Below are 25578 nucleotides of genomic sequence, written 5' to 3' on the forward strand. Positions count from 1 at the left end.
CACGATGCACCTGCTGCCGCGCGAAACGCTGAGCCTGGACGCCGCCGGCGAGGCGGTCGATCTCGGCCACGCGCCGGCGGATCTGGTGCTGCTGTCCTTCACCGACAGCGACCTGGCGCAGGCGGCGGCGGGCTGGGCGATGCTGCCAGAGCCACGCCCGGCGCTGCGGCTGGCGAGCCTCGCCCAACTGCGTCACCCGATGTCGGTGGACCTTTATGCCACGCAGGTGCTGGGCCACGCGCGGGTCATCGTGCTGCGGCTGCTGGGCGGGCTGGACTACTGGCGCTACGGCGCCGAGGAAGTGGAAAGCCTGTGCCGCCAGCAGGGGATTCCGCTGGCAGTCCTGCCCGGCGATGGCCCCGACGACGCGCGCATGGCGGCGATGTCCACCATGGAGCCTGGCCTGCGCGCGCGGCTGCTGCGCTGCTTCCGCCATGGCGGCGCGGTGCAGATGGCGGCGGCGCTGCGCGTGGCGGCCGAGGCGGGCGGGCTCGGCGCCGCGCCGGCCGAGGACCCGCCGCCGCTGCCGGAGTTCGGCGACCACGACTTCGGCGTGACGGCCGCGGGCCCCGACGTGGCGCTGGTGTTCTACCGCTCCCACCTACTGGCCGACGACGTGGCGCCGCACCGCGACTTGGCGAAGGCCCTGGCGGCGCATGGCCTGAACCCGTGCGGGCTGTTCGCCGCCAGCCTGAAGCAGCCGGACGCGGCGCGCTTCGTGGCGGCGCGGCTGGCGGCGATGCGCCCGGCGGTGGTGCTGAACGCCACGGCCTTTTCCTCGGGCGCCGCGCCGCTGGATGCGGCCGGGGTGCCGGTGTTGCAACTGGTGCTGTCCGGCTCGCCGCAGGAAGCCTGGGCGGCCAGCACGCGCGGGCTGTCGCAGACCGACCTGGCGATGCAGGTGGTGCTGCCGGAACTGGACGGGCGGCTGCCCACGGCGGCGATCGGCTTCAAGGCGGAGGCCGCGCCGCTGCCGGGCCTGGACTTCCGCCCCACCGTGCTGCGCCCCTGCCGCTGCGGCATCCGCCTGGCCGCCGAGCGTGCCGCCGGCTGGGCGCGGCTGGGCGCCACGCCCGCCGCCGCGCGCCGCGTGGCGCTGGTGCTGTCGGACTATCCCGGCGTCGCCGGCAGCGGGCAGGTGGGCCACGCGGTGGGGCTGGACAGTTTCGCGAGTGCCGCCGCGCTGCTGCGGGACTGGCAGGAGGCCGGCTACGACACGCAACCGCAGGAGGCCGCCGCGCTGGTGCGGGCGTTGACCGTGGCGGAACCCGCGCCGTTGCTGAGCTTGCAGCGCTACAAAGCCTTGTTCGCCACCTTGCCGCTGTCCTTGCAGAACGCCGTGACCGAAGCCTGGGGCGAGCCGGACGCGGATTTTACGCTGCGCCACCTGCGCCTTGGCAACATCCTGCTGGCGGTGCAGCCGGACCGTGGCACCGCCGCCGACCGCCGCGCCAGCTACCACGACCCCAACCTGCCACCCTGCCACGCCTTTCTGGCGTTCTACCTGTGGCTGCGGGCGGAATTCGATGCGCATGCGCTGCTGCATCTCGGCACGCACGGCTCGCTGGAATGGCTGCCGGGCAAGGCGGCGGCACCCGGTCCCGGCTGCGCCCCCGCCGCGCTGCTGCGCGGCGTGCCGGTGATCAACCCCTTCATCGTCAACAACCCGGGCGAGGCCGCCGTGGCCCGCCGCCGCCTCGGCGCCGTCACCATCGGCCACCTGACGCCGCCGCTGCGCGCCGCCGGCAGCCATGGCGCGGCCGCCGAGCTGGAGCGGCTGATCGACGAATACGCCGCCGCCGACGGGCTGGACGCCCGCCGCACCGCGCTGCTGCGCGACGGCATCCTGGAGCGCGCGCGCGAAACGGGGTTGCTGGCGGAAAGCGCCATCCCCGACGGTCTTCCCGAGGATGAGACCCTCGCAAAACTCGATGCCTGGCTCTGCGACGTCAAGGAACTGCAGATCCGCGACGGGCTCCACGTGCTGGGCTGCGCCCCGGCCGGGCGGGACGCGCTGCTGGGGGCGCTGCACGCCGCCAGCCCCGGCGTGCCGGACCTCGCGGCGCGGCTGGATGCCAGCGCGGTCGCCGAACAGGCGGCGGTGCTGGCGGCGCTGGACGCGCGCTTCATCCCCCCCGGCCCCTCCGGCGCGCCGACGCGCGGCCGGGCGGACGTGCTGCCCACCGGGCGCAACCTGTATGCCGTCGACCCGCGCGCCGTGCCCAACCGATCCGCCCTGCTGCTGGCACGAAAAGCGGCCGACGAGCTGCGCCGCCGCCACCTCCAGGACCAGGGCGAGCCGCTGCGCCGCGTGGTGCTGGACCTTTGGGGCAGCGCCACGCTGCGCACCGGCGGCGAGGATTTCTGCCTGGCCCTGATGCTGATGGGCGCGCGGCCGGTGTGGGACGCGGGCTCGGCCCGCGTTTCGGGCATCGAGGTCCTGCCGCTGGCGGAGCTGGAGCATCCGCGCGTCGATGTCACGCTGCGCATCTCTGGCTTCTTTCGTGATGGCTTCGCGCAACAGATCGCGCTGTTCGATGCGGCGGTGCGCGCCATCGCGGAACGGGACGAGGCGGCGGACTGGAACCCGCTGGCGGCCGCCGCGCGCGGCCTGTCCGGTGCCGCGCTGCGCACCGCCACCACGCGCGTCTTCGGCGCCGTGCCCAGTGCCTATGGCGCGGGGCTGGATACCGACTTTGCCGCAAGGGGCTGGGAGAACGCCGCGCGGGCCTGGCTGGACGGCGCGGCGGCCGCATACGGCGAGGGGCTGGACGGCGCGCCGGATGCCGCCGGGCTGGCCGAGCGCCTGCGCGGCGCCGACGCCTTTCTGCACACCCAGGACCATGCCGAAACGGACCTGCTGGACAGCCCCGAATATGCCGCGCACGAAGGTGGCTTCGCCGCCGCCGCCCGCCTGCTGGGCGCCGCCCCCGCGCTGTACCACCTGGACACCAGCACCCCCGACGCCCCGCGTGCCCGGGCGCTGGCCGAGGAGGTAGCGCGCGTGGTGCGCGGCCGCGCCGCCAACCCCGCCTGGATCGCCGGCCAGATGCGGCACGGCTACCGCGGCGCTGCCGAGATCGCCCGGCCGCTGCACAGCCTGCACGCCTTCGCCGCCACCCTGCCCGCGCGGCTGGACCGGCAGTTCGAGCTGATCTTCGAGGCCACGCTGGGCACGCCGCCGGTGCGCGACTTCCTGGCACGCGAGAACCCGGCGGCGCTGGAGGGCATGCGCGCCGCCTTTGCCCAGGCGATCCGCGACGGGTTGTGGCACCCGCGCCGCAACGACGTGAAGCCATGACCGCCCCCGCGCCGCGCGGCTGGTGCCCCAGCCTGCACGAGCCGATGGAATCCGGCGATGGGCTGCTGCTGCGCGTCCGCCCGCCCGCGGCCGGCCTGCGCGCCGCCGATGCACGCTTGCTGGCCCGCATGGCGGCGCGCCACGGCAACGGGCGCATCGACCTGACGCAGCGCGCCAACTTCCAGCCGCGCGGCTTCTCGCCCGCCAGCGCCAGGGCTTTCGCCGGGGCGATGGTCGCCGCCGGGTTGGCGGCGGCCGACCCGGTGGTGGAGCGCGGCCGCAACCTGCTGGCCCCGCCCCTGCTGGGCGTCGACGCCACGCTACACCCCGGCACCGCCGCGCTGGTGGCGGCGATGGCGGCCGCGATGCGTGCATGGCCGGTTCTGCCCGCCAAGTTCGGCGTGGTGGTGGATGGCGGCGGGTTGCTGCCGCTGCCCATGCAGGCCGACATCGGTGCCCGCCCCGGCGAGATCCATGTCGGCGGCGCCATGGCGTCCTGCGACGACATCCCGGCCGCCGCCACGCGGCTGGCGCAGTGGTTCGCCGGGCGCAGCGAACCCCGCATGCGCCACGCCGTCACGGTGCTGGGGGCCGGGGCCATCCTGCGGGCGGTGGGTCTGGCGCCACGGCCCGCGCCGCCCGCGCCGCCGGCGCCGCGCAGCGTGGGCCGGCTGCCGGGCGCGCTGGGCGTCGCCCCCGCCTTCGGCGCGCTGGAGGCCGCGCAGCTGGAGATCCTGGCCGACTTGGCCGAAACAGGCGACGGCACGTTGCGCCTCACCCCCTGGCGCACGCTGCTGCTGCCCGGCGTCATCGCGCTGCCCGAGGGCCTGATCACCGACGCCGATGACCCGCGCCTGCGCATCCGCGCCTGCACCGGCGCGCCGGGATGCGCCAGCGGCTGGATCGAAACCCGCGCCGCCGCCGCCCAGGCCGCCACGCACGGCATTCCCGGCTTGCTGCATGTCTCGGGCTGCGGCAAAGGCTGCGCGCATCCAGGGCCGGCGCCACGCCTGCTGCTGGGCACCGCGCGGGGCTTCGCCGTGGCGCGCGATGCCCGCGCCGCCGCGCCGCCGGAACAGGATGGCCTGACCCTCGACGCCGCGCTGGAAGCCCTGTCATGACCGACCGCACCGACTACATCCGCGACGGCGCCGCCATCTACCGCCAGTCCTTCGCCACCATCCGCGCGGAGGCCGACCTGTCCCGCTTCACGCCCGAGGAAGCACGCGTCGCCGTGCGCGTCATCCACGCCTGCGGCATGGTGGAGGTGGCCCGCCACATCCGCTTCGACCCGCGCTTCGCCCAGGCCGCGCGCGATGCCCTGCTGGCCGGCGCGCCGATCCTTTGCGACGCCAAGATGGTCGCGCACGGCATCACCCGCCCGCGCCTGCCGGCCGGCAATGAGGTACTCTGCATGCTGGGCGACGAGGGCGTGCCGGAGCTGGCGCGGCGCATCGGCAACACCCGCTCGGCGGCGGCGCTGGAACTCTGGGGCGAGCGGATGCGCGGCGCTGTCGTCGCCATCGGCAACGCGCCCACCGCGCTGTTCCACCTGCTCGACCTGCTGGACCGCGGCGCGGCCCCGCCGGCCGCCATCATCGGCGTGCCGGTCGGCTTCGTGGGCGCCATGGAATCCAAGCAGGCGCTGGCGGAAGACGGCCGGCTTCCCTGGATGATCGTGGAAGGCCGGCTCGGCGGCAGCGCCATGGCCGTGGCCGCCGTCAACGCGCTGGCGAGCGAAGCGGAATGAGCGGCGCGCTGCACATCCTCGGCCTCGGCCCCGGTGACCCGGAGCTGGTGTCGCTGAAGGCTGCGCGGCTGCTGGGCAGCGCGCCGGTGTTCTGCTTCTTCGCCAAGCGCGGCCGCACCGGCCATGCCCGCGCCATCGCCACGCCGCACCTCAACCCGGCGGCCGAGGAACTGCGCTTCGACTACCCCTTCACCACCGACCTTTCGGTGGAGGACCCGCGCTACCTGATCGAGATGGGCGCCTTCTACGACCGCTGCGCCGAAACCATCGCCGCCCACCTGGATGCCGGCCGCGACGTCGCCCTGCTCTGCGAAGGCGATCCCTTCCTCTACGGCTCGGCGATGTATCCCTTCGACCGGCTGCGGCACCGCTACCGCGTCGAGGTCGTGCCCGGCATCACCGCCATGTCCGGCTGCTGGTCGCAGGCCCAGGCCCCCATGGTGCATGGCGACGACATCCTCACCGTCCTCCCCGCCACGCTGGACAGCGACAGCCTCGCCGCCCGGCTGCGCACGGCGGATGCCGCCGTCATCATGAAGCTCGGCCGCCACCTGCCCCGCCTGCGCGGCATCCTGAACACGCTCGGCCTCACCGGACGCGCCCTGTATGTCGAGCGCGGCACCATGCCCGGCGGCCAGGCCGTGCCGCTGGCGGCACGCGACGACAGCCCCGCCCCCTACTTCTCCCTCCTCCTCATCCCCGGCCGGCAGCGGCCGCGATGACCGGCTCCCTCGCCATCCTCGGCCTCGGCCCCGGCGGCCCCGCGCAGCGCACCCCGGAAGTCGACGCCGCCCTGGCCGGGGCCACCGACCTGATCGGCTACCTGCCCTATGTCGAGCGCATCCCCCCCCGCCCCGGGCTGCGCCGCCACCCCACCGACAACCGCGTGGAGCTCGACCGCGCCCGCCACGCGCTGAGCCTCGCGCAGTCCGGCGCGCGCGTCGCCGTCGTGTCCGGCGGCGACCCCGGCGTCTTCGCCATGGCCAGCGCCGTCTTCGAGGCCATCGACCACGGCGACCCCGCCTGGCGCGCCCTCGACATCCGCGTCCTCCCCGGCATCTCCGCGATGTTCGCCGCCGCCGCCCGCATCGGCGCGCCGCTCGGCCACGACTTCTGCGCCCTTTCGCTGTCCGACAACCTTAAGCCCTGGCCGCTGGTCGAGCAGCGCCTCGCCGCCGCCGCCACGGCCGGCTTCGTCATCGCCCTCTACAACCCCATCTCCCGCGCCCGCCCCTGGCAGCTCGGCGCGGCGCTGGACCTGTTGCGCCAGCACCTGCCCGGCACGGTGCCGGTGATCTTCGCGACCGCCGTGACGCGGCCTGACGAGCGCATCGCCATCACCGACCTGGCGAAGGCCGAGGCATCGTCTGCCGACATGCGGACGCTGGTGATGATCGGCACGGCGGCGACGCGGCTGGTGACGCGCGGTGAAGGGGTGGCGCCGTGGGTCTACGCGCCGCGGTCGGTGACGGCGTGAGGGTGGCGGGCGTGGCCAAAGGAGGCTCCGCCTCCTCTGGACTCCTCCGCCGGGGGGACAGTGTCCCCCCGGACCCCGCCATCGGAAAGCATTTTGGGCGTGAAGCCGAACGTGCCGCGCATGGGCAACAGGATTTGGAAAAGCCTTCTGCGCGGAACCGGCAGTCGCCGAAGGTCCACGACCCTCGGCGCACCCCATGCTTCCTGATGGAGGGGTCTGGGGTGACACTGTCACCCCAGCGGGGGGTCCAGGGGGGCAGCGCCCCCCTGGCCACGCTCCCCGCACCGCACCAGCCACTCCACCGCCGCCTCTACCGTCTCCACCCGCGTGCCCGCCACGCCCTCCGGCCGCCGCACCATGACCACCGGGATGCCGAGCACCCGCGCGGCCCGCAGCTTGGCGAAGGTCGCGCCGCCGCCGGAGTTCTTGGAAACGATCACCTGCACGTCATGCGCCCGCAACAGGGCCGTCTCGGCCTCCAGATGGAACGGTCCGGCATCGGTCAGCACCACCGCGCCGGGCGGCAGGCTGGCGGAATCAGGTGGGTCGATGCTGCGGACGACGTAGCGGTGCGCGACACCGTCGCGAAACGGCGCCAATTCCTTTTGGCCGACCGTCAGCAACACGCGGCGGGGGGTTTCGCCCAGGGCGCGCGCGGCGGCTGGCATGTCCGGCACGTCCAGCCAGTGGTCGCCTGCTTCCGCCACCCAGGCCGGGCGCTCCAGGCGCAGCAGGGGCACGCGGCCGGCGGCCTCGGCGGCGTGGCGGGTCATCTGCGCGGCGAAGGGGTGGGTGGCGTCGACCAGCGCGCCGATGCGCTGCTCGGCCAGAAAGCGGCGCAGGCCATCGACGCCGCCGAAGCCGCCGGTGCGGACCGGCACGGGCTGCGGGCGCGGGTGGCGGGTGGCGCCGGCCAACGACAGCGTCACGTCGAAGCGGCCGTCGCCGGCCAACGCGCGCGCCAGGGCCGAGGCTTCTGTGCTGCCGCCAAGCAGGAGCACGCGCAATGACACGGGATGGTTCTCCGCAGTGGCTCGCCGTGCTGGGCATCGGCGAGGACGGCGTAGAAGGCCTGTCGCCCGCCGCGCAAGCCCTGCTGCGCGGGGCGGCGGTGGTCTATGGCGGGCGGCGGCACCTGGCGCTGGCGGCGGGGCTGATCGGCGGCGAGGCACGCGCCTGGGCCAGCCCCATGGAGGACAGCTACGCGGCGCTGCTGGCCGAGGCGCCGCGCCCGGTGGTGGTGCTGGCTTCGGGCGACCCGTTCTGCTTCGGCGTGGGTTCGGTGCTGGCGCGGCTGGTGCCGGGGCTGCTCTGCATCCCGGCGCCGTCCGCCTTCGCGCTGGCCTGCGCGCGGCTGGGCTGGGCGATGCAGGACTGCGCGACGGTGAGCTTCTGCGGCCGGCCGTTGGCGGCGCTGCGGCCGCTGTTGCAGCCCGGCGCGCGCATCCTGGCGCTGTCGGCCGATGCGGCGACGCCCGCCGCCGTGGCCGCGCTGCTGCGCGACGGGGGCTTCGGGCCGACGCGGATGCATGTGCTGGAGGCGCTGGGCGGCGCGAACGAGCGCATCGGCAGCACCACGGCGGCCGAATTCGCCGCCACGCCGGGCGCGCTGAACATGCTGGCGCTGGAGGTCGTGGTGGCACCGGGCGCGCGCGTCATCCCGCTCGCCGCCGGGCTGCCGGATGCCTTCTTCGAACATGACGGGCAGATCACCCGTTCGGAAATCCGCGCCATGACCCTGGCGGCGCTGGCGCCGCGCCAGGGCGAACTGTTGTGGGACATCGGCTGCGGTTCCGGCTCGGTCTCCATCGAATGGCTGCTGCGCCACCCGGCCAACATGGCCATCGGGCTGGAGCGGAACGCGGCCCGCGCGGCCCGCGCGGCGCGCAACGCCCTGGCGCTGGGCGTGCCACGGCTGCAACTGGTGCAGGCGGCGGCGCCCGGGGGGCTGGCGGGACTGCCGCCGCCGGACGCGGTGTTCATCGGCGGCGGCTGCGACGGCGCGGTGCTGGACGCCGCCTGGGCCGCGCTGTCCCCCGGCGGGCGGCTGGTGGCCAATGCGGTGACGGTGGAAACGGAAGCCCTGTTCCTGGCGCGCCACGCCGGGTTCGGCGCGCGGCTGACGCGCATCGCGCTGTCCCGCATGGATGCGGTGGGCACGCGGCACGGCTTCCGGCCGGGAATGGCGGTGACGCAGTTCGTGGCGGTGAAGCCATGATCAGCAATGTTGCAGGAAGGTCAGGGAAAGAATTCCCCGAGCCCCTGCTTTTTTTTGCTTCCCTTTCGCGACGGGCCGTGGCGGCGGGGGGCGCCTGCGTGCCACCCGCGCACGCGGAAACAGGCCAAAAAAAAGATGGGGGTCCGGGGGAATTCTTTCCCCCGGCCTTGATCATCGCCGGCCTCGGCCTCCGCCCCTATGCCACGCCGGAGGCCCTGCTGGCATTGCTGGCCGAGGCGCAGCGCGGCCTGCCGCCCTTCACCCACCTCGCGGTGCCGGAGTTCCGCGCGGATGCGCCGGCCGCGCGGCAGGCGGCGGCGGCGCTGGGGCTGCCGCTGCTGGTGGTGCCGCGCGCGGCGCTGGAGGCGGCACAGCCGCGCTGCCCGACGCGCTCGGCCACGGCGCTGGCGGCCACCGGCCTCGCCTCGGTGGCCGAGGGCTGCGCGCTGGCGGCGGCGGGGGGCGTGCTGCTGCGGCCGCGCATGGCGGGCGAGGGGGTGACCTGCGCCGTTGCCTCTGGCGTAGCGGCCGCGCAGGCGGCAGGAAGCGCGGCATGACCGTGCATTTCATCGGCGCCGGGCCGGGCGCCGCCGACCTCATCACCCTGCGGGGGCGGGACCTGCTGGCGGCCTGTCCGGTGTGTTTGTTTGCCGGTTCCATCGTGCCCGCCGCGCTGCTGAGCCATTGCCCGCCCGGCGCCCGGCTGGTGGATACCGCCTCGCTCGACCTCGATGCGATCGAGGCGGAATACCTGCGGGCCGAGGCTTTGGGGCAGGACGTGGCGCGGCTGCATTCGGGGGACCTGTCGGTCTGGTCGGCGATGGCCGAGCAGGTGCGGCGGCTGAAGGCGCGCGGCATCCCCTATACCGTCACGCCCGGCGTGCCGTCCTTCGCCGCCGCGGCGGCGGCGCTGGGGCAGGAGCTGACGCTGCCGCGCGTGGCGCAGTCCCTGGTGCTGACGCGCATCGACGGCCGCGCCAGCGCCATGCCGCCGGGCGAGACGCTGGAGAATTTCGCGAGGTCCGGCGCCACGCTGGCGATCCATCTGGCGATCCACGCGCTGGAGCGGGTGGTGGAACGCGTGCTGCCATTCTACGGCGCGGACTGCCCCGTGGCGGTGGTGGTGCGCGCCTCCTGGCCGGACGAGCGCATCCTCCGTGGCACGCTCGCCGACATCGTGGCCCGCTTGGCCGAGGCGCCGGCCGAGCGCACCGCGCTGATCCTGCTCGGCCCCGGGCTGGGCGAGGCGACCACCGACAGCGCGCTCTACAGCACCGACTACGTGCGGCGGTTCCGCGGCGGCGATCCGGCATGACCGATCAGCGCGCCGTCCCGGTCGAAGATCGCGACATCCAGCGCCATGCCGGTGCCCTCCACCACCGCCTCCGCCACGCCCAGCGCGCGGGTGGCGACCGCGTCGCCCAGCGCCAGCCCGGCCGCCGTGGCGTGCGCGAAGGCCTCCGGCGTGGTGTTGGCTTGCGCGATGCGCCCGGCCAGCGCGTCGTCGCCGCCGAGGTCGCGCGCCAGCGCCGACAGCGCCGCCATGTCCACCACGCCGCGCCGCGAATGCAGGTCCAGCCGCCCCTGCGCCAGCTTGGTGATCTTGGCGATGCCGCCGGCCACCGTCACGCGCGGCACCGGGTGCGCGCGCAGGTATTTCAGCATGCCGCCGACGAAGTCGCCCATGTCGATCAGCGCCTGCTCGGGCAGCGCATGGAAGGCGGCGACCGCGCGCTCCGAGGCATCGCCCGTCGCACCCGCCACATGCGTGAGCCCGGTGCCGCGCGCCACGTCCACGCCCCGGTGGATGGAATGAATCCAGGCGGCGCAGGAATAGGGCACCACGACGCCCGTGGTGCCCAGCACCGACAGCCCGCCGAGAATGCCGAGCCGCCCGTTCATGGTGCGCAGCGCGATCCGCTCGCCATCGTCGATGCCGATGGTCACGGCGGCATCCACCGCGCCCAGCGCGGCGCGGATCATGCCGCGCGGCCCGGGATTGATGGCGGGCTCGCCCACCGGCAGCGGCAGGCCCGGCAGCGTCACGGTGCCCACCCCCGGCCCGGCCGCGAAGGTGATGCCCGCCCCCGGCGGGCCGCGCCGCACCCACACCCGCACCAGCGCGCCATGCGTCACGTCCGGGTCGTCGCCCGCATCCTTCACGATGGCCGCCATCGCCACGCCATCGGCCAGCCGGCTCTCAGCCAGCACGAAGGCCGGCCGCTCGCCGCCCGGCAGCAGGATCTCCACCGGGTCGGGGAAGTGGCCGTCCCGCAGCGCCAGCCAGGCGGCGCGCGCCGCCGCCGTGGCGCAGGCACCTGTGGTCCAGCCGCGCCGCAGCGTTTCCTTGGGGGGCAGGTCGGGGGCCATCACGCCGCCGATGCTACACCCGCGTCATGATGCCGGCCACCGAACGCCTCGCGCTGCTGGAGCAACTCACCGGCCTGCCCGCCCCGCGCCTCGCCCCCGGCCATGTCTGGCTGGTCGGCGCCGGCCCGGGCGACCCGGGCCAGCTCACCCTCGATGCCCTCGCCGGCCTCGCCCAGGCCGACTGCCTGGTGCATGACGACCTGATCGACCCCCGCGTGCTGGCGCTTGCTCCGCAGGCCGAGCGCATCTTCGCCGGCAAGCGCGGCGGCCGCCCCTCCGCCGACCAGGCCGACATCACCGCCACGCTGATCGAGCGCGCGCGTGCCGGCTACCGCGTGCTGCGCCTGAAGGGCGGCGACCCCTTTGTCTTCGGCCGCGGCGGCGAGGAGGCGCTGGCCCTGGCCGATGCCGGCATCTCCTGCCGCATCGTGCCGGGGCTCACCGCCGGCCTCGCCGCCCTGGCCCAGGCCGGCATCCCGGCCACCATGCGCGGCATCAACCACGCCGTGGTGCTGGCCACCGGCCACGGCGCGGGCGAGGGCGGCGGCGGGCTGGACTGGGCGGCGCTGGCCCGCCTCGGCCAACCGGTCGTGCTGTACATGGCGCTGCGCCGGCTGGACGCGATCTGCGACGCCCTGCTCGCCGCGGGACTGGACCCCGCGACACCCGCCGCCGCCGTACAATCCGGCACGCTGCCGGGGCAGCGCGTGGTGGTGGGAACGCTGGGCGGCTTTCCGGCCCTGGTGCGGGCGGAGGCGGTGGAATCGCCGGCCATGGTGGTGATCGGGGGGGTGGTGGCGATGCGCGGGAAGCTGGCGCCATGAGGGGCGGGTGCGGACCAGGGGGCGCCGCCCCCTGGACCCCCGCTGGGGTGGCAGTGCCACCCCAGACCCCGCCGTCAGACAGCATTCTGGGGCTTTGGGGCCGGAACGGGTGCCTAGCCGCTGCTGATGACTTTCATAAGAAGCCACCGCGTGCTGCGCCCTCAGTCGCCGAGGGTCACCGGCCCTCGGGGCGGCACCAAAACCGAATGGCGGGGTCTGGGGGGACACTGTCCCCCCAGCGGGGGTCCAGGGGGCAGCGCCCCCTGGCCGGACCATGACCACCAAGGCCCTCATCATCGCCGCCCCCCGCTCGGGTTCCGGCAAGACCACCGTGACGCTGGCGCTGCTGTCGGCGTTGCGGCGGCGCGGCGTTCCCGTGCAGGCGGCGAAGTCGGGTCCCGACTACATCGACCCGGCGTTTCATGCGGCGGCCACTGGCCACCCCAGCGTCAATCTCGATAGTTGGGCGATGCCGCCGGCGCTGCTGGACGTGCTGGCCGCGCCCGGCGGAGGTTTGAAGATCATCGAGGCCTCGATGGGCCTGTTCGACGGCGCGGGCGAGGCCGAGGGGCGGCAGGGCAGTGCCGCGGACCTGGCCGCGCGCTGGGGGGTGCCGGTGGTGCTGGTGCTGGATGTCTCAGGGCAGTCGCAGTCGGCCGCCGCCGTGGCGCGGGGCTTTGCCGCGCATCATCCGGGTGTGCGGGTGGCGGGGGTGGTGCTGAACAAGCTGGCCAGCCCGCGGCACCGCGCGGGGGCGGAGGGTGCGATGCGCGCGCTGGGCCTGCCGGTGCTGGGCGCGGTGCCGCGCGAGGCGGCGATCGCGCTGCCGGAGCGACACCTGGGGCTGGTGCAGGCGCGGGAACTGGACGGGCTGCCGGCGATGCTGGCGCGGCTGGCCGACCTGGGCGAGGCGCATCTGGACCTTGAAGCCATCGCGGCGCTGGCCACGCCGCTGCCGGCGGCGGGCGGCGCGCCGCCGGCAGCGCTGCGGCCGCCGGGGCAGCGCATCGCGCTGGCGTCGGACGCTGCCTTCGGCTTCGTGTACCCGCATGTGCTGGCGGGCTGGCGGGCGGCGGGGGCGGAGCTGGTCCCGTTTTCGCCGCTGGCGGACGAGCCGCCGCCGCCGGGCTGCGATGCCTGCTGGCTGCCGGGTGGCTACCCCGAGTTGCATGCCGGCGTGCTGGCCGGGGCCGGGCGTTTTCTGCGCGGGCTGCGCGGCTTCGCCGGGCGGGTGCATGGCGAGTGCGGCGGCTTCATGGTGCTGGGGGAAGGGCTGGAGGACGCAGCCGGCCAGCGCCACGCCATGGCGGGGATGCTGGGCCACGCCACCAGCTTCGCGAAGCGTCGCATGAACCTCGGCTACCGCGAGGCGACGCTGCTGGCCGATTGCGCGCTGGGGCCGGCCGGCACACGGCTGCGGGGGCACGAGTTCCATTATGCCAGCGTCACCGACCCCGGCCGGGACGCGCCGCTGGCCGCGCTGGTGGATGCCAACGAGGCCGCGCTGCCGCCCGGCGGCGGGGTGCGGGGCCGGGTGTCCGGCAGCTTTTTCCACGCCATCGCCCGCCAGGACATCGCATGACCCTTTCCGAGATCCGTGCCCTGTGCGCCGCGCCGCTGCCCGGGGACGAGGCCGCCGCCCAGGCCGTCGCCGCACGGCAGGCGAGCCTGACCAAGCCGCCCGGCAGCCTGGGGCGGCTGGAGGAGCTGGCCGCCTGGCTGGCCCGCTGGCAGGGGCGCGAGATGCCGCGGCTGGAGCGGGTGGCGGTGCTGGTCTTCGCCGGCAACCACGGCGTGGTGGCGCGCGGCGTGTCGCCTTATCCGCCGGCGGTGACGGCGCAGATGGTGGCGAACTTCGCGGCCGGCGGCGCGGCCATCAACCAGCTTTCCGCCGTGGCCGGCGCCACGCTGCGCGTGCTGCCCCTGCAGCTGGACCGGCCCACCGCCGACTTCACCACCGCCCCGGCGATGACGGAGGCGGAATTCGCCGCCGCCTTTGCCGCCGGGCACGATGCGGTGCTGCCGGACATGGACCTGCTGTGCCTGGGCGAGATGGGCATCGGCAACACCACCGCCGGCGCGGCGCTGGCGGCGGCGCTGTTCGGCGCGGATGGCGCGGCCAGCCTGGGGGCCTTCTGGGCCGGGCGCGGCACGGGGGTGGACGACGCCGGGCTGCGCCGCAAGCGCGCCGCCATCGACGCCGCCATCGCCTTGCACGGCGCGGCGCTGGGCGACCCGCTGGAAGCCGCGCGGCGCCTGGGCGGGCACGAGATGGCGGCGATCCTGGGTGCCACCCTGGCCGCCCGGCGGCACCGCGTGCCGGTGCTGCTGGACGGCTTCGTGTGCACCGCCGCCGCCGCGCCGCTGTTCCGCCTTTCGCCCCGGGGACATGACGGCGGGCTGGACCATGCCATGGTGGCGCATGTGTCGGCCGAGCACGGCCATCGCGCCTTGCTGGGCCGCCTGGGCATGGTTCCCCTGCTGGACCTCGGCCTGCGCCTGGGCGAGGGGTCCGGCGCCGCGCTGGCGGTGCCGCTGCTGCGCGCGGCGCTGGCCTGCCACGCGGGCATGGCCACCTTTGCCCAGGCGGGCATATCCGGCGCCGCGGAATGATCCGCCTGCTGCTGGCGGACGTATCGGCGGCGCTGGGGTTGCTGACGCGCCTGCCCGTCGGCTGGCTGCCGCAGCACGACGGCGCCGCCGGTTTCGCCCGCAGCGTCTGGGCTTATCCACTGGTGGGCTTCGGCGTTGGGGCCGCCGGGGGGGCGGTGCTGGCGGGCGGGCTGGCGCTCGGCCTGCCGCCGGGGGCGGCCGCCTTGTGGTCGCTCGCCGCCACGCTGCTGCTTTCCGGTGGCTTGCACGAGGATGGCTTGGCCGACACCGCCGACGGCTTTGGCGGAGGCCGGGGACGCGAGCGCAAGCTGGCCATCATGCGTGACAGCCGCATCGGCAGCTATGGGGTGCTGGCCCTGGTGCTGGCGCTGGGGCTGCGGGCCGCGCTGCTGCCGTCCCTGGCCCCTGGCCTGCCGGCCGCTGCGGCGGCCTGCGGCGCCGCGGCGGCACTGGGCCGCGGTGCGATCCTGCCTTTGCTGCGCTGGCTGCCGGCGGCCAGGCCGGATGGCCTCGCCGCCGGCCTGGCCCGCCCACCCGGCGCGGCATTGCTGGCCGGTGGTGCGCTGGCGCTGCTGCCGGCCTGGGCATTGCTGCCAAACCCCATGGCGCTGGCCGCGACACTGGCCGCCGGCGGCGCCCTGCTGCTGCTGGGCTGGCTGGCCCACCGTCAGATCGGCGGCCAGACGGGCGACGTGTTGGGCGCCGCCGTGGTGGTGGTGGATGTCGTCGCGCTGACCGTGCTGGCGAGCATGGGCGCCTGAGGGGCGGGCCGCCAGTAGTTTCGTGGCTGGCCCTTTCACTCCTGCGGGTTTTCCCGCCGTGACAGCTTCACCCTGATGCCGGCTGCATCCTCGGTCACGACGAAGTTCTGACCTTCCGCCAGAACCATGCCGCGTTCCCGCGCCACGGCGACAGCATGGTCCAGCACGGCTTGGTCCGTTGTCTGCAGCTCCATCTCCAGCAGCCCGGTCAGCCCGGCCGGCCGGCGGGATGCATCGCCGCCGGCCCAGGCGTTGGCCGCCACATGGTGGTGATAGCCGCCGGTGGCCAGAAACGCCGCCTGCGGCATGCGCTGCATCACCGCCATGCCAAGCGTGGCGTAGAAGGCCTCGGCCGCCGGGACGTCGTGGCACCGCAGGTGCACGTGGCCGATCACGGTTGCGGCGCCGGGCAGCGCCGGGCCGGCGGCCTCGGCCATCAGGGCGCGCAGGTCCAGGCGGCGGGTGAACATCGCCACGCCGCCGGCGGGGGCGGCCGGCCAGGCGGCGCGGGGGCGATCGGCATAAACCTCGATGCCGTTGCCTTCAGGGTCCGACAGGTAGATCGCCTCGCTGACGCCGTGGTCCGACGCGCCCTGCAGTGTGACGCCCAGCGCGGCGGCGGAATGCAGCCAGGCGGCCAGCGCCGCGCGGTCCGGAACCAGAAAGGCGGTGTGGAACAATCCCGGCTCGCGGCCATTGTCCGGCCGGGCCCCGGGCGCGTGCACCAGGTGCAGCAGCGGCCGCCCGCCCGCCGCCAGGGTCAGCCGCCCCGGCAAGGTGGCGGGCTGCCGCCGCAGGCCGAGCAACTGCTCATAGAAGGTGGCGATGCCTTCCAGGTCATGCACCGCGAGGGAAACGCTGGCCGCGTGCAGCGGCGCGCGCAGCGGGGATTCGGCAGGCAGGGCGGCGGGTGTGGTCATGCCGCCATGATGCGCCGGCCGCCCCCGGCGGGGGAAATGCGATCCGGCAACGCCGGTCATTGGCGCGGTCAATGAGCCGGCGTAGGGTCTGCGCCGATGACCCGCCCCAAGCCCCGCTGATGCCCGACGCCCCCCCGCCCCGGGGCGCCCGCGCCGCCGGGGCCGAGCCCGCGCCCACGCTGCTGTTGCTGCACGGCGCCGCCTGCGGCGCCTGGATCTGGCGACAGGGCTTCGCCGCCCGCTGCGAGGCGGCGGGCTTCGCGGTTCGGGACCTCGACTTCCAGCGCCTGGACCGGGACGGCCGCCCCGTCGGGATCGCCGGGTTCGTGGCCCAGGCGCGGACAGCGATCGCGGCGATCGGCGGCCCGGTGGTGCTGGTCGGCCATTCGCTGGGTGCGCTGGTGGCGCAGCTGCTGCTGCTGGACGCACCGGTGCGCGGCGCCGCCCTGCTGGCGCCCGTGCCGCCCGAGGGGCTGTGGTTCAGCAGCACCCGCCTGGCCTGGAGCGACCCCTCGCTGTGGTCCGAGGCCGCGCGCATGGATGCGCCGGTGGGCGGGGCCGACCCCGGGCTGGTCGCCAGCCTGTTCGGCCCCGCCATGCCGCTGGCCGAGGCACGGCGCTTTCTGGCGCTGATGGGCGGCGAATCCCGTACGGCGCTGCTGGAAGCGCAGTCGCCCCAGCCCGTGCCGCATGGCTGGCTGCACCACCGCCCCGTGCTGGTGCTGGGCGGCGGCGAGGACCGGCTGATCGCCGCCGATGCCGTGCAGCGTTGCGCCCTGTGGCACAACGTCGGCGCCACCCTGCTGCCGGGCATGGGCCACCTGCTGATGCTGGAGCCGGGCTGGCCAAAGGTCGCGGAACAGGTGCTGCGCTGGCTGGAACGGTTTTGAGCACGGCGGATCATTCCCGCCTCGCCCTGCGTCCCGCCCGCCGGCGGTCCTGACGCCGATCCCCTTTGCACCCAACCGGGGGGCGGTCTAGGAAGCCCGGATGCAACCCGCCCCCGCCCGCATCGCCGAGATTGCCCGCACGACCAGCGAAACCGAGATCCGCGTCCGTCTGGACCTGGACGGCGCCGGGCGGGCGGAGATCGCGACGGGCATCGGCTTTCTGGACCACATGCTGACGGCCCTGGCGCGGCACAGCCTGATCGACATGGCGGTGGCCGCCCGGGGCGACCTGCATATCGACGGCCACCACACCACCGAGGATGTCGGCATCGTGCTTGGCCAGGCGGTGCGGCAGGCGCTCGGCGAGAAGCGTGGCATCCGACGCTACGGTTCCGCGTTGGTGCCGATGGACGAGGCGCTGGTCGAGGCGGCGATCGATATCTCCGGCCGTCCCTTTCTCGCCTGGTCCGCGACCTTCACGCGCGACAAGGTGGGCGAGATGGACACCGAATTGTTCGAGGAATTCTTCCGGGCCTTCGCGGTCAATGCCGGCATCACGCTGCACGTGACGCAGAAGGCCGGCACCAACGCCCACCACATCGCCGAAGGCTGCTTCAAGGCGCTGGCCCGCGCGCTGCGGATGGCGGTGGAGCCGGACCCGCGCATGGCCGGCGCCATTCCTTCCACCAAGGGCTCGCTGGAAGGGTGATGCGTCTGCTCGTCCCCCAAGGCCGGCCGGAGCCGGCGCCATGAAGGTCGCGGTGGTCGACCCCGGCTCGGGCAACCTCGCCTCCGTGCTGCGAGCGCTGCGCCGTGCGGCCGCGGAAGGCGGCACCGGGGCGGAGATCACGGTGGAAACGCGGGCCGAGGCCGTGGCCGCGGCGGATGCCATCGTGATGCCCGGACAGGGCGCCTTCGCCGCCTGCCGCCGCGGGCTGGACGCCATGCCCGGCATGGTCGAGGCGGTGGACAGCGCCGTGCTGAAGCGCGGCATTCCGTTTCTCGGCATCTGCGTCGGCATGCAGCTGATGGTGGAGCGCGGGCTGGAGCACGGCATCACCCCCGGCCTCGGCTGGATCGGCGGCGAAATGGCGCCGATGGACCCGCGCGACGCGGCGGGCCACGCCCTGCCGCTGCCGCAGATGGGCTGGAACGCCTTGCGCTTCGAGCCCGGCCGCCACCCCGTGCTGGCCGGCATCGCCCCCGGCGACCACGCCTATTTCGTGCATTCCTTCGCGCTGTCCGGCGGCCGGGCGGGCGAAACGCTGGCCACCGCCGACTATGGCGGCCCGGTCGCCGCCGTGATCGGGCGCGACAACATGGTGGGCACGCAGTTCCACGTGGAAAAGAGCCAGTTTCTCGGCCTGCGGATGCTGGCCAACTTCCTGGAATGGCGCCCATGACCAGCGCCACCCACGCCCTGCTGGTCGAGCGCGTCGAGGCGCTGGACGATGCCGAGCTGGCCGACCTGTGCGAGGCCACGGACGCCGCCATCATCGAGGGCGGCGGTTTCGGCTGGGTGGAGCCGCAGGGGCGCGAGGCCCTGGCGCGGCATTTCCGCGGCGTGCTGCTGGTGCCGGCGATCGAGCTCTTCGTGGCGCGGCTGGACGGCGTGCCCGTGGGTTCCGCGCAGCTGCTGCGGCCGCCGCGCAACAACGAGGCGCAGTCCTTTTCCGCGCAGCTCACCCACGCCTACATCGCGCCCTACGCGCGCGGCCACGGCTTGGCGCGGCTGCTGGTCAGGCGCGTGGAGGAACGCGCCTCCGCCCTCGGCCACCGCGTGCTGAACCTGGACGTGCGCGACACCCAGACCACCGCCATCACCTTGTTCGAGGCGATGGGCTACACCCACTGGGGCACCCACCCGGCCTACGCCCGGGTGCGCGGTGCCACGGTGTCCGGCCGCTACTACCACAAGCTGCTGGAGCCGGCGCGCGGCCGCGCGCTGGACATCCGCGCCACCCACAACAAGGGCTAGAACCGCCGTGGCCTTCACGCTTTACCCCGCCATCGACCTCAAGGGCGGGCAGGTCGTGCGCCTGAAGCGCGGCGACATGGACCAGGCCACCACCTATGCCGAGGACCCGGGGCTGCAGGCCGCCGCCTTCGTCGAACAGGGCTTCGAATGGCTGCACGTGGTGGACCTGGACGGCGCCTTCGCCGGCAGGCCGGCCAATGCCACGGCCGTGGACCTCATCCTGGCCGCGACCAAGGCCCCCGTGCAGCTCGGCGGCGGCATCCGCGACATGGCCACCATCGAGAACTGGCTGTCGCGCGGCATCGCCCGCGTGATCCTGGGCTCGGCGGCGGTCAAGAACCCGGCCTTCGCGCGCGAGGCCTGCCGCGCCTTTCCCGGCCAGGTGGCCGTCGGCATCGACGCGCGCGACGGCATGGTGGCGACCGAGGGCTGGGCCGAAACCAGCGACGTTTCGGCGCTCGACCTCGCCCTGTCCTTCGAGGATGCGGGCGCCGCCGCCATCATCCACACCGATATCGACCGCGACGGCATGCTGGGCGGCGTCAACGTCGCCGCCACGGCGGCGCTCGGGGCAAAGCTGACCACGCCGGTGATCGCCTCGGGCGGCGTGGCGGGGGTGGGGGACATCACGGCGTTGATCGCGGCCGGGCACGTGGCGGGCACCATCATCGGGCGCGCACTGTATGACGGGCGGCTGCGTGCGGACGAAGCCATGGCGGCCGCCGCCCGGGGGTAGGACCAGGGGGGCGCTGCCCCCTGGTCTCAGCCGTCCAGCGAAAACGGCAACGCGCGCGTGTAGATCAGCGCCTGGTACAGCTTCAGCGCCATCAGCCGCGCCTGCACCGGAATGCGCCCCTGGGCCAGGGCCACGCGGCGCAGCGTGGGCGCCAGCCCAGGCTTGGTTTCCACCCGGCGAAAGCGGCGGATCAGCTTGAACAGCCGGTGGCGGCGCACGGCGTCCGGATGCAGGGCGAACAGCCGGCGGTAGTTGGTGGCCGAGCGTTCCAGCCGCCCCAGCCAGTCGGCGTCCCGGTGGTGCTCCATGTGGGACACGCTGTTGTCCACGTGGCGGATGGAGGCGACGCGCGCGATGCGCAGGGCCCATTCGGCGTCTTCCCATCCCCAGCCCTTGAAGGCGTCGTCGAAGGGATGGGCCAGGAACATGTCGCGCGACGCCATGAAGTTGGCGGACATGAAGGTGCCGGCGGGGTCCTGGTTGCGGGCAGCAGCCGGAATCCATTCGCGCTTGCGGCTGTGATGCTCGAACAGCTTGGCATCGGCCGGCGCGGGCGGGCAGCGCCGGCCGGTGCGGCCGCCGCACACGATCTCGCCGGGGTTGCCGGCCTCGGCCAGGGCACGGCCGACAAAGCCCGGGCGGTCGGGCATGCCGTCGGCATCCAGGAACAGCAGCGTCTCGCCGCGCGCCAGCCGGGCCAGGGTATTGCGCGCCTCGCCACGGCCCAGATTGTGCGAAAACGGCGCCAGCGTCGCATCCAGCACCATGCCGGGGCGGGTGGTGGAGGCGGCCTCGATCACCGCGCCCTGGCCTTCCAGCGTCGGGTTGCCGTCGATCAGCACCAGCAGCTCGACCGACAGGGGGTCGTCCAGCGTGGCGATGTCGGCCAGCAGCTCCTGGCACAACGGCACCACGTCACGGTCATAGGTGGGAACCAGGATGGACAGGCGCGGGACGGTGTTGCCGAGCGGGCGGCTGCGCAGCAGGTCATCAGGATGCATGGGGAGCGAAGCCTTCTTGGCAGGCGGGCAGCACCGGCGCCTGGGGCGGGGCCGCCATGGGGGCGGCGGCGACAAGCACGGCGAACAACGGGGCGGATCCGGCCGGGGCGGCGGCGGAAGGGGCCGGCTCCGGGGAAGCCCGGGCCGCCTGGCCGATGCGGGGGGCAGGCCCGCGGCCAGCGGGCGGCGCGCAGCCGGACGCGGGAAGGCGGAATCCGGCCGGCTGCGTCGCGCGGTGGCGGCGGTGCTGCGCGATGTCCGGCCGGTCGGTCAGATCCCAGGACTGCATGACACCAACATAGGGATGCGCCACGGCAGCATTGTGCGCATGCCATGTCCGCTGCATGGCACGGCGGCCGGCATTGCGGTCGGACCGGGGCGAGGGCGCGTGGCAGGGGCCGACGCGGCCGGGCGGCGGCCAGGCGCCGGCAACGGCTGGCGCCCCGGAGCCGGCAAAGGAATTCGCAGTGACGCTGAAGCTGGACATCGCCGGCCCTTTCGGAGGGCCCCTGCAGGCCTTGCGGCCTCCTTTAGCTCATGCGTGATGACCGCGAATACGCCTCGGAAAACTTAATTGCACCAGATGTAAATTTATCACGCAAAAGCGAGCATGGCCCTCAGTCTTCCCTTTGGACAAAGCCGGCGTGCCGGCCGCGACAGAAGCGGGGCGCGACGGAAACGCCCTGTCCTGCTGCCGCCCGGCCGGAAGCGGCAGCGGGGTGGGGAGCCGGTTCGAAGCCGTTTCCCCTCGCCGGTCTCTGGGTTTCTAGTAGAGGCCGCCCAGCCCGCTGTCCGCGCCGGCCGAGGAATTGACCATGCCGCCACCCTCGCCGCCGCCGCCGCCCCCGCCGCCGATCGGCGCGCGGGCGGCGTTTTCCGTACCGGGGCGGAAGGGCTCCAGGATGCTGTCGCCGTTGCTGGCCTGGGCGCGCACCAGGGCGATGCCCGGCGGCGCGCGGAACGGCACGGGCGGCGTGTCCTTCAGCGCGGCGGCCAGCACGTCGTGGAAGATCGGCGCGGCGTTGCCGCCACCCGTTTCGCCTTCGCCCAGGCTGTGCGGATCGTCGAAGCCGACCCACACGGCCACCACCACCTCCGGCGTGAAGCCGACGAACCAGTTGTCGAAATAGTCGTTGGTGGTGCCGCTCTTGCCGGCGATCGGGCGGTTCAGCCCCTTGCCCGCGGCGGTGCCGGTGCCGCGCTGCACCACGCCCTGCAGCATGGACACCATCTGATAGGCGGAGATCGGGTCGGTGATCTGCTTGCGCTCGTCCACCAGGCGCGGCGGCTCGGCATTGGCGGCGTTGCCGCAGCCTTCGCAGCGGCGGTTATCGGCGCGCCACACCAGCCGGCCGAAGCGGTCCTGCACGCTGTCGATCAGCGTCGGCGCCACGGCCTTGCCGCCGTTGACGAAGGAGGCATAGCCGGCGGCCATGCGCAGCACCGTGGTTTCGCCGGCGCCGAGCGACATGGCCAGCACCTTGGGCATGTGCGGGATGATGCCGAAGCGCGCCGCGGCATCGGCCACCTTGTCGATGCCGATTTCCTGCGCCAGGCGGATGGTGACGAGGTTGAGCGACTTTTCCAGCGCGGTGCGCATGGTCACCATGCCGTTGGTGCGGTTGGTGTAGTTGCCGGGGCGCCACAGGCCTTGCGGCGTCATGATCTCGATCGGCGCGTCCAGCAGCCGCTGGTTGGGCGGGATGCCCATCTCCAGCGCCGGCAGGTACACGAAGGGCTTGAAGGAGGAGCCGGGCTGGCGCATCGCCTGCGTCGCGCGGTTGAACCAGCTCTGCTCGAAACTGAAGCCGCCGGCCATGGACAGCACGCGGCCGGTGGCGGGGTCCAGCACCACCACGGCGCCCTGCACCACGGGGATCTGCCGCAGCGCCAGACGCTCGGCGCGCGGTGTGGCCGCGCGGGCGGCCTGGGGCTCGACCATCACCACGTCGCCGACATTGACCACGTCCTGCATGCGGCGCGGCGCGCCACCCATGCGGCCATCGCGCACCGGGCGGGCCCAGCCGGACACGTCCTCGAAGGCCAGGGTGCCCTGGCGCGGCTGGGCGGGGCGGCCATCGGCGGGCTTGTCCAGCCAGGACAGCTTGGCGCCGCGCGGGTCGACATCCAGCACCACCGCCAGCTTCCAGGCGGGCAGCGCGCCGGCGGGGCGGGCGGTGGCCTCCAGCGCCGGCATCCATTCCGTGGCGGCGGCGGAGATCTTGGCCACCGGCCCGCGCCAGCCGCCACGGCGGCGGTCATAGCTCATCAGCCCGTCGCGCAGCGCCTTCTCGGTGGAGGTCTGCAGGTCCGGCTCCATGGAAGTGCGGACCACCAGCCCGCCCATGGTGGTCTGGTCCTGGCCGAAGCGCGCCACCAGCTCGCGCCGCACCTCCTCCGTGAAGTACTGGCCGGTCGCCACCATGTCGGGGCGGGTGCGGCCGCGGATGACGATGGCATCCTGCTTGGCGGCCTGCGCCTCGGCGGCGGTCACCACCTTGTCGTCCACCATGCGGTCCAGCACGTAGTCGCGGCGGGCGCGCGCGGCCTCGGGGTAGCGGGCCGGGTTCAGGTTGTTGGGCGCCTTGGGGAGTGCGGCCAGAAAGGCCGTCTCGCTCAGCGTCAGCTCGTCCAGCCCCTTGTTGAAGTAGTTCATGGCGGCCGAGGCCACGCCGTAGGCCTGCTGCCCCAGGAAGATCTCGTTGAGGTAGATCTCCAGGATGCGCTGCTTGGACATCGCGCTTTCCAGGCGGAACGCCAGGATCGCCTCGCGCACCTTGCGCAGGATGGTGCGGTCGTTGCCGACCAGCATGTTCTTGGCGACCTGCTGCGTGATGGTCGAGGCGCCGATGGCCCGCCGCCCGGTGGCCATGCCCTCCACGTTGGTCACCACCGCGCGCGCCAGGCCCACGGGATCGACGCCGTGGTGTTCCCAGAAGCGCTGATCCTCGGCGGCGACGAAGGCCTCCTGCACACGCCTGGGGATGGCGTCGATCGGCAGGAAGACGCGCCGCTCCAGCGCCATCTCGGCCATCAGCTGGCTGTCGTTGGCGTACATGCGGCTCATCTGCGGCGGCTGGTAGTCGGCCAGCCAGGCGTGGTCCGGCAGGTCCCCCGCACCCTGGCGGTAGATGGCATAGGCGCCGATGCCGGCGATCACCGCCAGGGCCAGAGCCAGCGACAGGCCCCAGCCCATCAGCCGGCGCACCCAGCGGCCGAAGCCGCCGCCCCCGCCGCGCGGCGGGCGGGGCGGGCGGCCCGGCGGCGCGCCGCCGCCGGTCGTGGCATCGGCGGTGGCGGGAAGGGCGGTGCGGGCGCCGACCAGGGGGCGGTCCGCGCGGAGATCATTCAGTGCCATGGCACGTTCCCCTTACACCCGCGCGGCGCCGGGCGCGAAGGACAGTTTCGTTTGGTTGCGCCGCGCGGCACGCGGAACGGCCCCCGCCCGCGGCGGCACGGGCCTTGGCCCGCCCGGCCGCAGGCCCCATTGTGGGGGCGCGGCGGCCCGCCACCCTGACGGCCGGACGGAACGGGAACCTTGTTGATGATCCACAGGCGCCAACTGCTGCGGGCCACGGCCGTGCTGGCCGCGGCGCCGGCCCTCGCCCGCCCGGCCCTGGCGCAGGGGGCGCCGCTGAAGATCGGCATGATCACCACGCTGTCCGGCCCCGGCGCCTATCTGGGGCAGGACATCCGGGACGGCTTTCTGCTGGCCATGCAGATGGAAGGCGGCAAGCTGGGGGGGGCCGCCGTGCGGCTGCTGGTAGAGGACGACGAGCTGAAGCCCGCCCAGGGCAAGCAGATTGCCGAGCGCTTCACGGACACGGAAAAGGTCAGGCTGCTGACCGGCATCGCCTTTTCCAACGTGCTGGGCGCGACCGTGCCGGACGTGCTGGAGGACGGCAACATCTACGTGGGCACCAATGGCTCGCCGTCGTTCCTGGCGGGCAAGGACTGCGACCGCAACTACTGGTCCGTGGCGTGGCAGTTCGAGGGGCCGCACGAGGCGGCGGGGCAGGCGGCCAATACCCTGGGCTTCCGCCGCGTGTTCCTGCTGGCGCCCAACTACCAGAACGGCAAGGACGCTTTGGGCGGCTTCAAGCGGATGTTCCGCGGGCAGATCGCCGGCGAGGTTTATACCCGGCTGGACCAGACCGACTACGCGGCGGAGCTGGCGCAGATCCGCGCCGCGGCGCCGGACGCGGTGTACCAGTTCCACCCCGGCGCGCTGGGGCGCGCCTTTCTGGCGCAATACCTGGGGGCCGGCATGCTGGCCCGCCTGCCCATGGTGCTGCCCGCCCCGTCCATGGACGCGACCACCCTGGCGGCGGTGGGCGAGGCGGCGGTGGGCCTGCATGTCGCCGCGTGCTGGAACGGCGACTTCACCAACGCGGCCAACCGCACCTTCGTGACCGCCTTCATGAACAAGTACAACCGCGTGCCCACCCTCTACGCCCAGCAGGGCTACGACGCGGCGCTAGCCATCGCCGCCGCGCTGCGCGGCACCGGCGGCAAGCTGGACAGCACGGACGCCTTTCGCGCCGCCATGCAGCCGGCCCGGTTCGAAAGCACGCGCGGCAAGTTCAGCTTCGGGTCCAACCAGCATCCGGTGCAGGACTGGTTTCTGTTGAAGGCCGGGCTGGACAGCCAGAAGCAGCCGATCCTGGTGACCCAGCCCGGCAAGCTGCTGGAAAACCAGGGTGATGCCTATTCGGTGCAGTGCCGGCTCTAGGCCGCCC

Annotated in this window: 23 protein-coding genes; 18 read left to right on the forward strand and 5 right to left on the reverse strand. The window is 74.2% G+C overall.

Features of this window, described 5'->3' with window-relative positions:
• The first annotated feature begins 4 nt into the window (after window positions 1-4).
• Genes cobN through cobJ form a run of 5 tightly spaced genes read left to right on the forward strand, consistent with a single transcriptional unit; the run spans window position 5 to window position 6528 of the window.
• Entirely contained in the window at window positions 5-3301 is a 3297-nt protein-coding gene (gene cobN, locus IAI59_RS03555; protein ID WP_207418642.1) for a cobaltochelatase subunit CobN, read from the forward strand.
• Window positions 3298-4422 (forward strand): precorrin-3B synthase, encoded by a 1125-nt coding sequence (locus IAI59_RS03560; RefSeq protein ID WP_207418640.1) that lies wholly within the window; start codon window positions 3298-3300, stop codon window positions 4420-4422. The genes cobN and IAI59_RS03560 overlap by 4 nt, the downstream gene beginning before the upstream one ends.
• Window positions 4419-5051 carry a precorrin-8X methylmutase gene (locus IAI59_RS03565; RefSeq protein WP_207418638.1) on the forward strand — a complete coding sequence of 211 codons (633 nt, stop codon included), beginning with the start codon at window positions 4419-4421 and terminating at the stop codon, window positions 5049-5051. Before IAI59_RS03560 ends, IAI59_RS03565 begins: the two co-directional genes overlap by 4 nt.
• A complete protein-coding gene (locus IAI59_RS03570; RefSeq protein ID WP_207418633.1) occupies window positions 5048-5773 on the forward strand; it encodes a precorrin-2 C(20)-methyltransferase in 726 nt (241 codons plus the stop codon). Before IAI59_RS03565 ends, IAI59_RS03570 begins: the two co-directional genes overlap by 4 nt.
• Window positions 5770-6528: a precorrin-3B C(17)-methyltransferase gene (gene cobJ / locus IAI59_RS03575; protein ID WP_207418632.1), complete on the forward strand. Its 759-nt coding sequence runs from the start codon at window positions 5770-5772 to the stop codon at window positions 6526-6528. The genes IAI59_RS03570 and cobJ overlap by 4 nt, the downstream gene beginning before the upstream one ends.
• 230 nt (window positions 6529-6758) lie before the next feature.
• On the opposite strand, the gene IAI59_RS03580 is transcribed toward cobJ, so the two are convergent.
• On the reverse strand, window positions 6759-7535 hold the full coding sequence (locus IAI59_RS03580; RefSeq protein WP_207418870.1) for a cobalt-precorrin-6A reductase: 777 nt from the start codon (window positions 7533-7535) through the stop codon (window positions 6759-6761).
• Here IAI59_RS03580 and cbiE point away from each other — a divergent pair.
• From cbiE to cobM, 3 genes are all read left to right on the forward strand, one after another.
• Entirely contained in the window at window positions 7535-8746 is a 1212-nt protein-coding gene (cbiE, locus tag IAI59_RS03585; RefSeq protein ID WP_207418631.1) for a precorrin-6y C5,15-methyltransferase (decarboxylating) subunit CbiE, read from the forward strand. The two genes, IAI59_RS03580 and cbiE, sit on opposite strands and share 1 nt — an antisense overlap.
• A 167-nt stretch (window positions 8747-8913) precedes the next feature.
• Window positions 8914-9303, forward strand: a complete 390-nt coding sequence (locus IAI59_RS03590; protein WP_237180861.1) for a cobalamin biosynthesis protein — start codon at window positions 8914-8916, stop codon at window positions 9301-9303.
• A complete protein-coding gene (gene cobM, locus IAI59_RS03595) occupies window positions 9300-10061 on the forward strand; it encodes a precorrin-4 C(11)-methyltransferase (RefSeq protein WP_207418627.1) in 762 nt (253 codons plus the stop codon). The genes IAI59_RS03590 and cobM overlap by 4 nt, the downstream gene beginning before the upstream one ends.
• Here cobM and IAI59_RS03600 read toward each other — a convergent pair.
• Window positions 10025-11116, reverse strand: a complete 1092-nt coding sequence (locus tag IAI59_RS03600) for a cobalt-precorrin-5B (C(1))-methyltransferase (RefSeq protein ID WP_207418626.1) — start codon at window positions 11114-11116, stop codon at window positions 10025-10027. The genes cobM and IAI59_RS03600 overlap by 37 nt on opposite strands.
• Window positions 11117-11142: 26 nt before the next feature.
• Between IAI59_RS03600 and cobA the strand changes: the two genes are divergently transcribed.
• The 4 genes from cobA to IAI59_RS03620 all read left to right on the forward strand — a co-directional run bounded on the left by cobA (window position 11143) and on the right by IAI59_RS03620 (window position 15314).
• Window positions 11143-11940, forward strand: coding sequence for a uroporphyrinogen-III C-methyltransferase (cobA, locus tag IAI59_RS03605; RefSeq protein ID WP_207418625.1), 798 nt, complete (start codon window positions 11143-11145; stop codon window positions 11938-11940).
• A gap of 274 nt (window positions 11941-12214) precedes the next feature.
• A complete protein-coding gene (locus IAI59_RS03610) occupies window positions 12215-13522 on the forward strand; it encodes a cobyrinic acid a,c-diamide synthase CobB (protein WP_207418624.1) in 1308 nt (435 codons plus the stop codon).
• Window positions 13519-14553: a nicotinate-nucleotide--dimethylbenzimidazole phosphoribosyltransferase gene (gene cobT / locus IAI59_RS03615; RefSeq protein ID WP_207418621.1), complete on the forward strand. Its 1035-nt coding sequence runs from the start codon at window positions 13519-13521 to the stop codon at window positions 14551-14553. Before IAI59_RS03610 ends, cobT begins: the two co-directional genes overlap by 4 nt.
• Window positions 14550-15314 (forward strand): adenosylcobinamide-GDP ribazoletransferase, encoded by a 765-nt coding sequence (locus IAI59_RS03620; protein ID WP_207418615.1) that lies wholly within the window; start codon window positions 14550-14552, stop codon window positions 15312-15314. Before cobT ends, IAI59_RS03620 begins: the two co-directional genes overlap by 4 nt.
• A 35-nt stretch (window positions 15315-15349) precedes the next feature.
• Here the strand turns inward: IAI59_RS03620 and IAI59_RS03625 are convergent, their stop codons facing one another.
• Window positions 15350-16234, reverse strand: a complete 885-nt coding sequence (locus tag IAI59_RS03625) for a VOC family protein (protein WP_207418612.1) — start codon at window positions 16232-16234, stop codon at window positions 15350-15352.
• Between the two features lie 119 nt (window positions 16235-16353).
• Here IAI59_RS03625 and IAI59_RS03630 point away from each other — a divergent pair, with 119 nt between their 5' ends.
• The 5 genes from IAI59_RS03630 (at window position 16354) to hisA (ending at window position 19838) form a co-directional block, all read left to right on the forward strand.
• Window positions 16354-17124, forward strand: coding sequence for an alpha/beta hydrolase (locus IAI59_RS03630; RefSeq protein ID WP_207418611.1), 771 nt, complete (start codon window positions 16354-16356; stop codon window positions 17122-17124).
• 100 nt (window positions 17125-17224) lie between these two features.
• A complete protein-coding gene (gene hisB, locus IAI59_RS03635; RefSeq protein WP_207418610.1) occupies window positions 17225-17833 on the forward strand; it encodes an imidazoleglycerol-phosphate dehydratase HisB in 609 nt (202 codons plus the stop codon).
• Between the two features lie 40 nt (window positions 17834-17873).
• A complete protein-coding gene (gene hisH, locus IAI59_RS03640; protein WP_207418609.1) occupies window positions 17874-18527 on the forward strand; it encodes an imidazole glycerol phosphate synthase subunit HisH in 654 nt (217 codons plus the stop codon).
• Window positions 18524-19102 carry a GNAT family N-acetyltransferase gene (locus tag IAI59_RS03645; protein WP_408887618.1) on the forward strand — a complete coding sequence of 193 codons (579 nt, stop codon included), beginning with the start codon at window positions 18524-18526 and terminating at the stop codon, window positions 19100-19102. The genes hisH and IAI59_RS03645 overlap by 4 nt, the downstream gene beginning before the upstream one ends.
• 7 nt (window positions 19103-19109) lie before the next feature.
• A complete protein-coding gene (gene hisA / locus IAI59_RS03650; RefSeq protein WP_207418605.1) occupies window positions 19110-19838 on the forward strand; it encodes a 1-(5-phosphoribosyl)-5-[(5-phosphoribosylamino)methylideneamino]imidazole-4-carboxamide isomerase in 729 nt (242 codons plus the stop codon).
• Window positions 19839-19864: 26 nt separating this feature from the next.
• Here hisA and IAI59_RS03655 read toward each other — a convergent pair whose 3' ends face one another.
• Both IAI59_RS03655 and IAI59_RS03660 read right to left on the reverse strand, forming a co-directional pair.
• Window positions 19865-20839, reverse strand: a complete 975-nt coding sequence (locus IAI59_RS03655; RefSeq protein WP_207418603.1) for a glycosyltransferase family 2 protein — start codon at window positions 20837-20839, stop codon at window positions 19865-19867.
• A 766-nt stretch (window positions 20840-21605) separates the two neighbouring features.
• Entirely contained in the window at window positions 21606-24197 is a 2592-nt protein-coding gene (locus IAI59_RS03660) for a penicillin-binding protein 1A (protein WP_237180860.1), read from the reverse strand.
• 186 nt (window positions 24198-24383) lie between these two features.
• Here IAI59_RS03660 and IAI59_RS03665 point away from each other — a divergent pair, with 186 nt between their 5' ends.
• Window positions 24384-25571 carry an ABC transporter substrate-binding protein gene (locus IAI59_RS03665; RefSeq protein WP_207418599.1) on the forward strand — a complete coding sequence of 396 codons (1188 nt, stop codon included), beginning with the start codon at window positions 24384-24386 and terminating at the stop codon, window positions 25569-25571.
• Window positions 25572-25578 lie beyond the last annotated feature (7 nt).

The sequence above is a fragment of the Roseomonas haemaphysalidis genome (assembly GCF_017355405.1).
Taxonomy (GTDB): Bacteria; Pseudomonadota; Alphaproteobacteria; order Acetobacterales; family Acetobacteraceae; genus Pseudoroseomonas; species Pseudoroseomonas haemaphysalidis.

Coding starts and splice junctions, on each gene's coding strand:
- cobN (WP_207418642.1), top strand. CDS start 5: ATGCACCTGCTGCCGCGCGAAACGCTGAGCCTGGACGCCGCCGGCGAG.
- IAI59_RS03560 (WP_207418640.1), top strand. CDS start 3,298: ATGACCGCCCCCGCGCCGCGCGGCTGGTGCCCCAGCCTGCACGAGCCG.
- IAI59_RS03565 (WP_207418638.1), top strand. CDS start 4,419: ATGACCGACCGCACCGACTACATCCGCGACGGCGCCGCCATCTACCGC.
- IAI59_RS03570 (WP_207418633.1), top strand. CDS start 5,048: ATGAGCGGCGCGCTGCACATCCTCGGCCTCGGCCCCGGTGACCCGGAG.
- cobJ (WP_207418632.1), top strand. CDS start 5,770: ATGACCGGCTCCCTCGCCATCCTCGGCCTCGGCCCCGGCGGCCCCGCG.
- cbiE (WP_207418631.1), top strand. CDS start 7,535: ATGACACGGGATGGTTCTCCGCAGTGGCTCGCCGTGCTGGGCATCGGC.
- cobM (WP_207418627.1), top strand. CDS start 9,300: ATGACCGTGCATTTCATCGGCGCCGGGCCGGGCGCCGCCGACCTCATC.
- IAI59_RS03600 (WP_207418626.1), bottom strand. CDS start 11,116: ATGGCCCCCGACCTGCCCCCCAAGGAAACGCTGCGGCGCGGCTGGACC.
- cobA (WP_207418625.1), top strand. CDS start 11,143: ATGATGCCGGCCACCGAACGCCTCGCGCTGCTGGAGCAACTCACCGGC.
- IAI59_RS03610 (WP_207418624.1), top strand. CDS start 12,215: ATGACCACCAAGGCCCTCATCATCGCCGCCCCCCGCTCGGGTTCCGGC.
- cobT (WP_207418621.1), top strand. CDS start 13,519: ATGACCCTTTCCGAGATCCGTGCCCTGTGCGCCGCGCCGCTGCCCGGG.
- IAI59_RS03620 (WP_207418615.1), top strand. CDS start 14,550: ATGATCCGCCTGCTGCTGGCGGACGTATCGGCGGCGCTGGGGTTGCTG.
- IAI59_RS03625 (WP_207418612.1), bottom strand. CDS start 16,234: ATGACCACACCCGCCGCCCTGCCTGCCGAATCCCCGCTGCGCGCGCCG.
- IAI59_RS03630 (WP_207418611.1), top strand. CDS start 16,354: ATGCCCGACGCCCCCCCGCCCCGGGGCGCCCGCGCCGCCGGGGCCGAG.
- hisB (WP_207418610.1), top strand. CDS start 17,225: ATGCAACCCGCCCCCGCCCGCATCGCCGAGATTGCCCGCACGACCAGC.
- hisH (WP_207418609.1), top strand. CDS start 17,874: ATGAAGGTCGCGGTGGTCGACCCCGGCTCGGGCAACCTCGCCTCCGTG.
- IAI59_RS03645 (WP_408887618.1), top strand. CDS start 18,524: ATGACCAGCGCCACCCACGCCCTGCTGGTCGAGCGCGTCGAGGCGCTG.
- IAI59_RS03655 (WP_207418603.1), bottom strand. CDS start 20,839: ATGCATCCTGATGACCTGCTGCGCAGCCGCCCGCTCGGCAACACCGTC.
- IAI59_RS03660 (WP_237180860.1), bottom strand. CDS start 24,197: ATGGCACTGAATGATCTCCGCGCGGACCGCCCCCTGGTCGGCGCCCGC.
- IAI59_RS03665 (WP_207418599.1), top strand. CDS start 24,384: ATGATCCACAGGCGCCAACTGCTGCGGGCCACGGCCGTGCTGGCCGCG.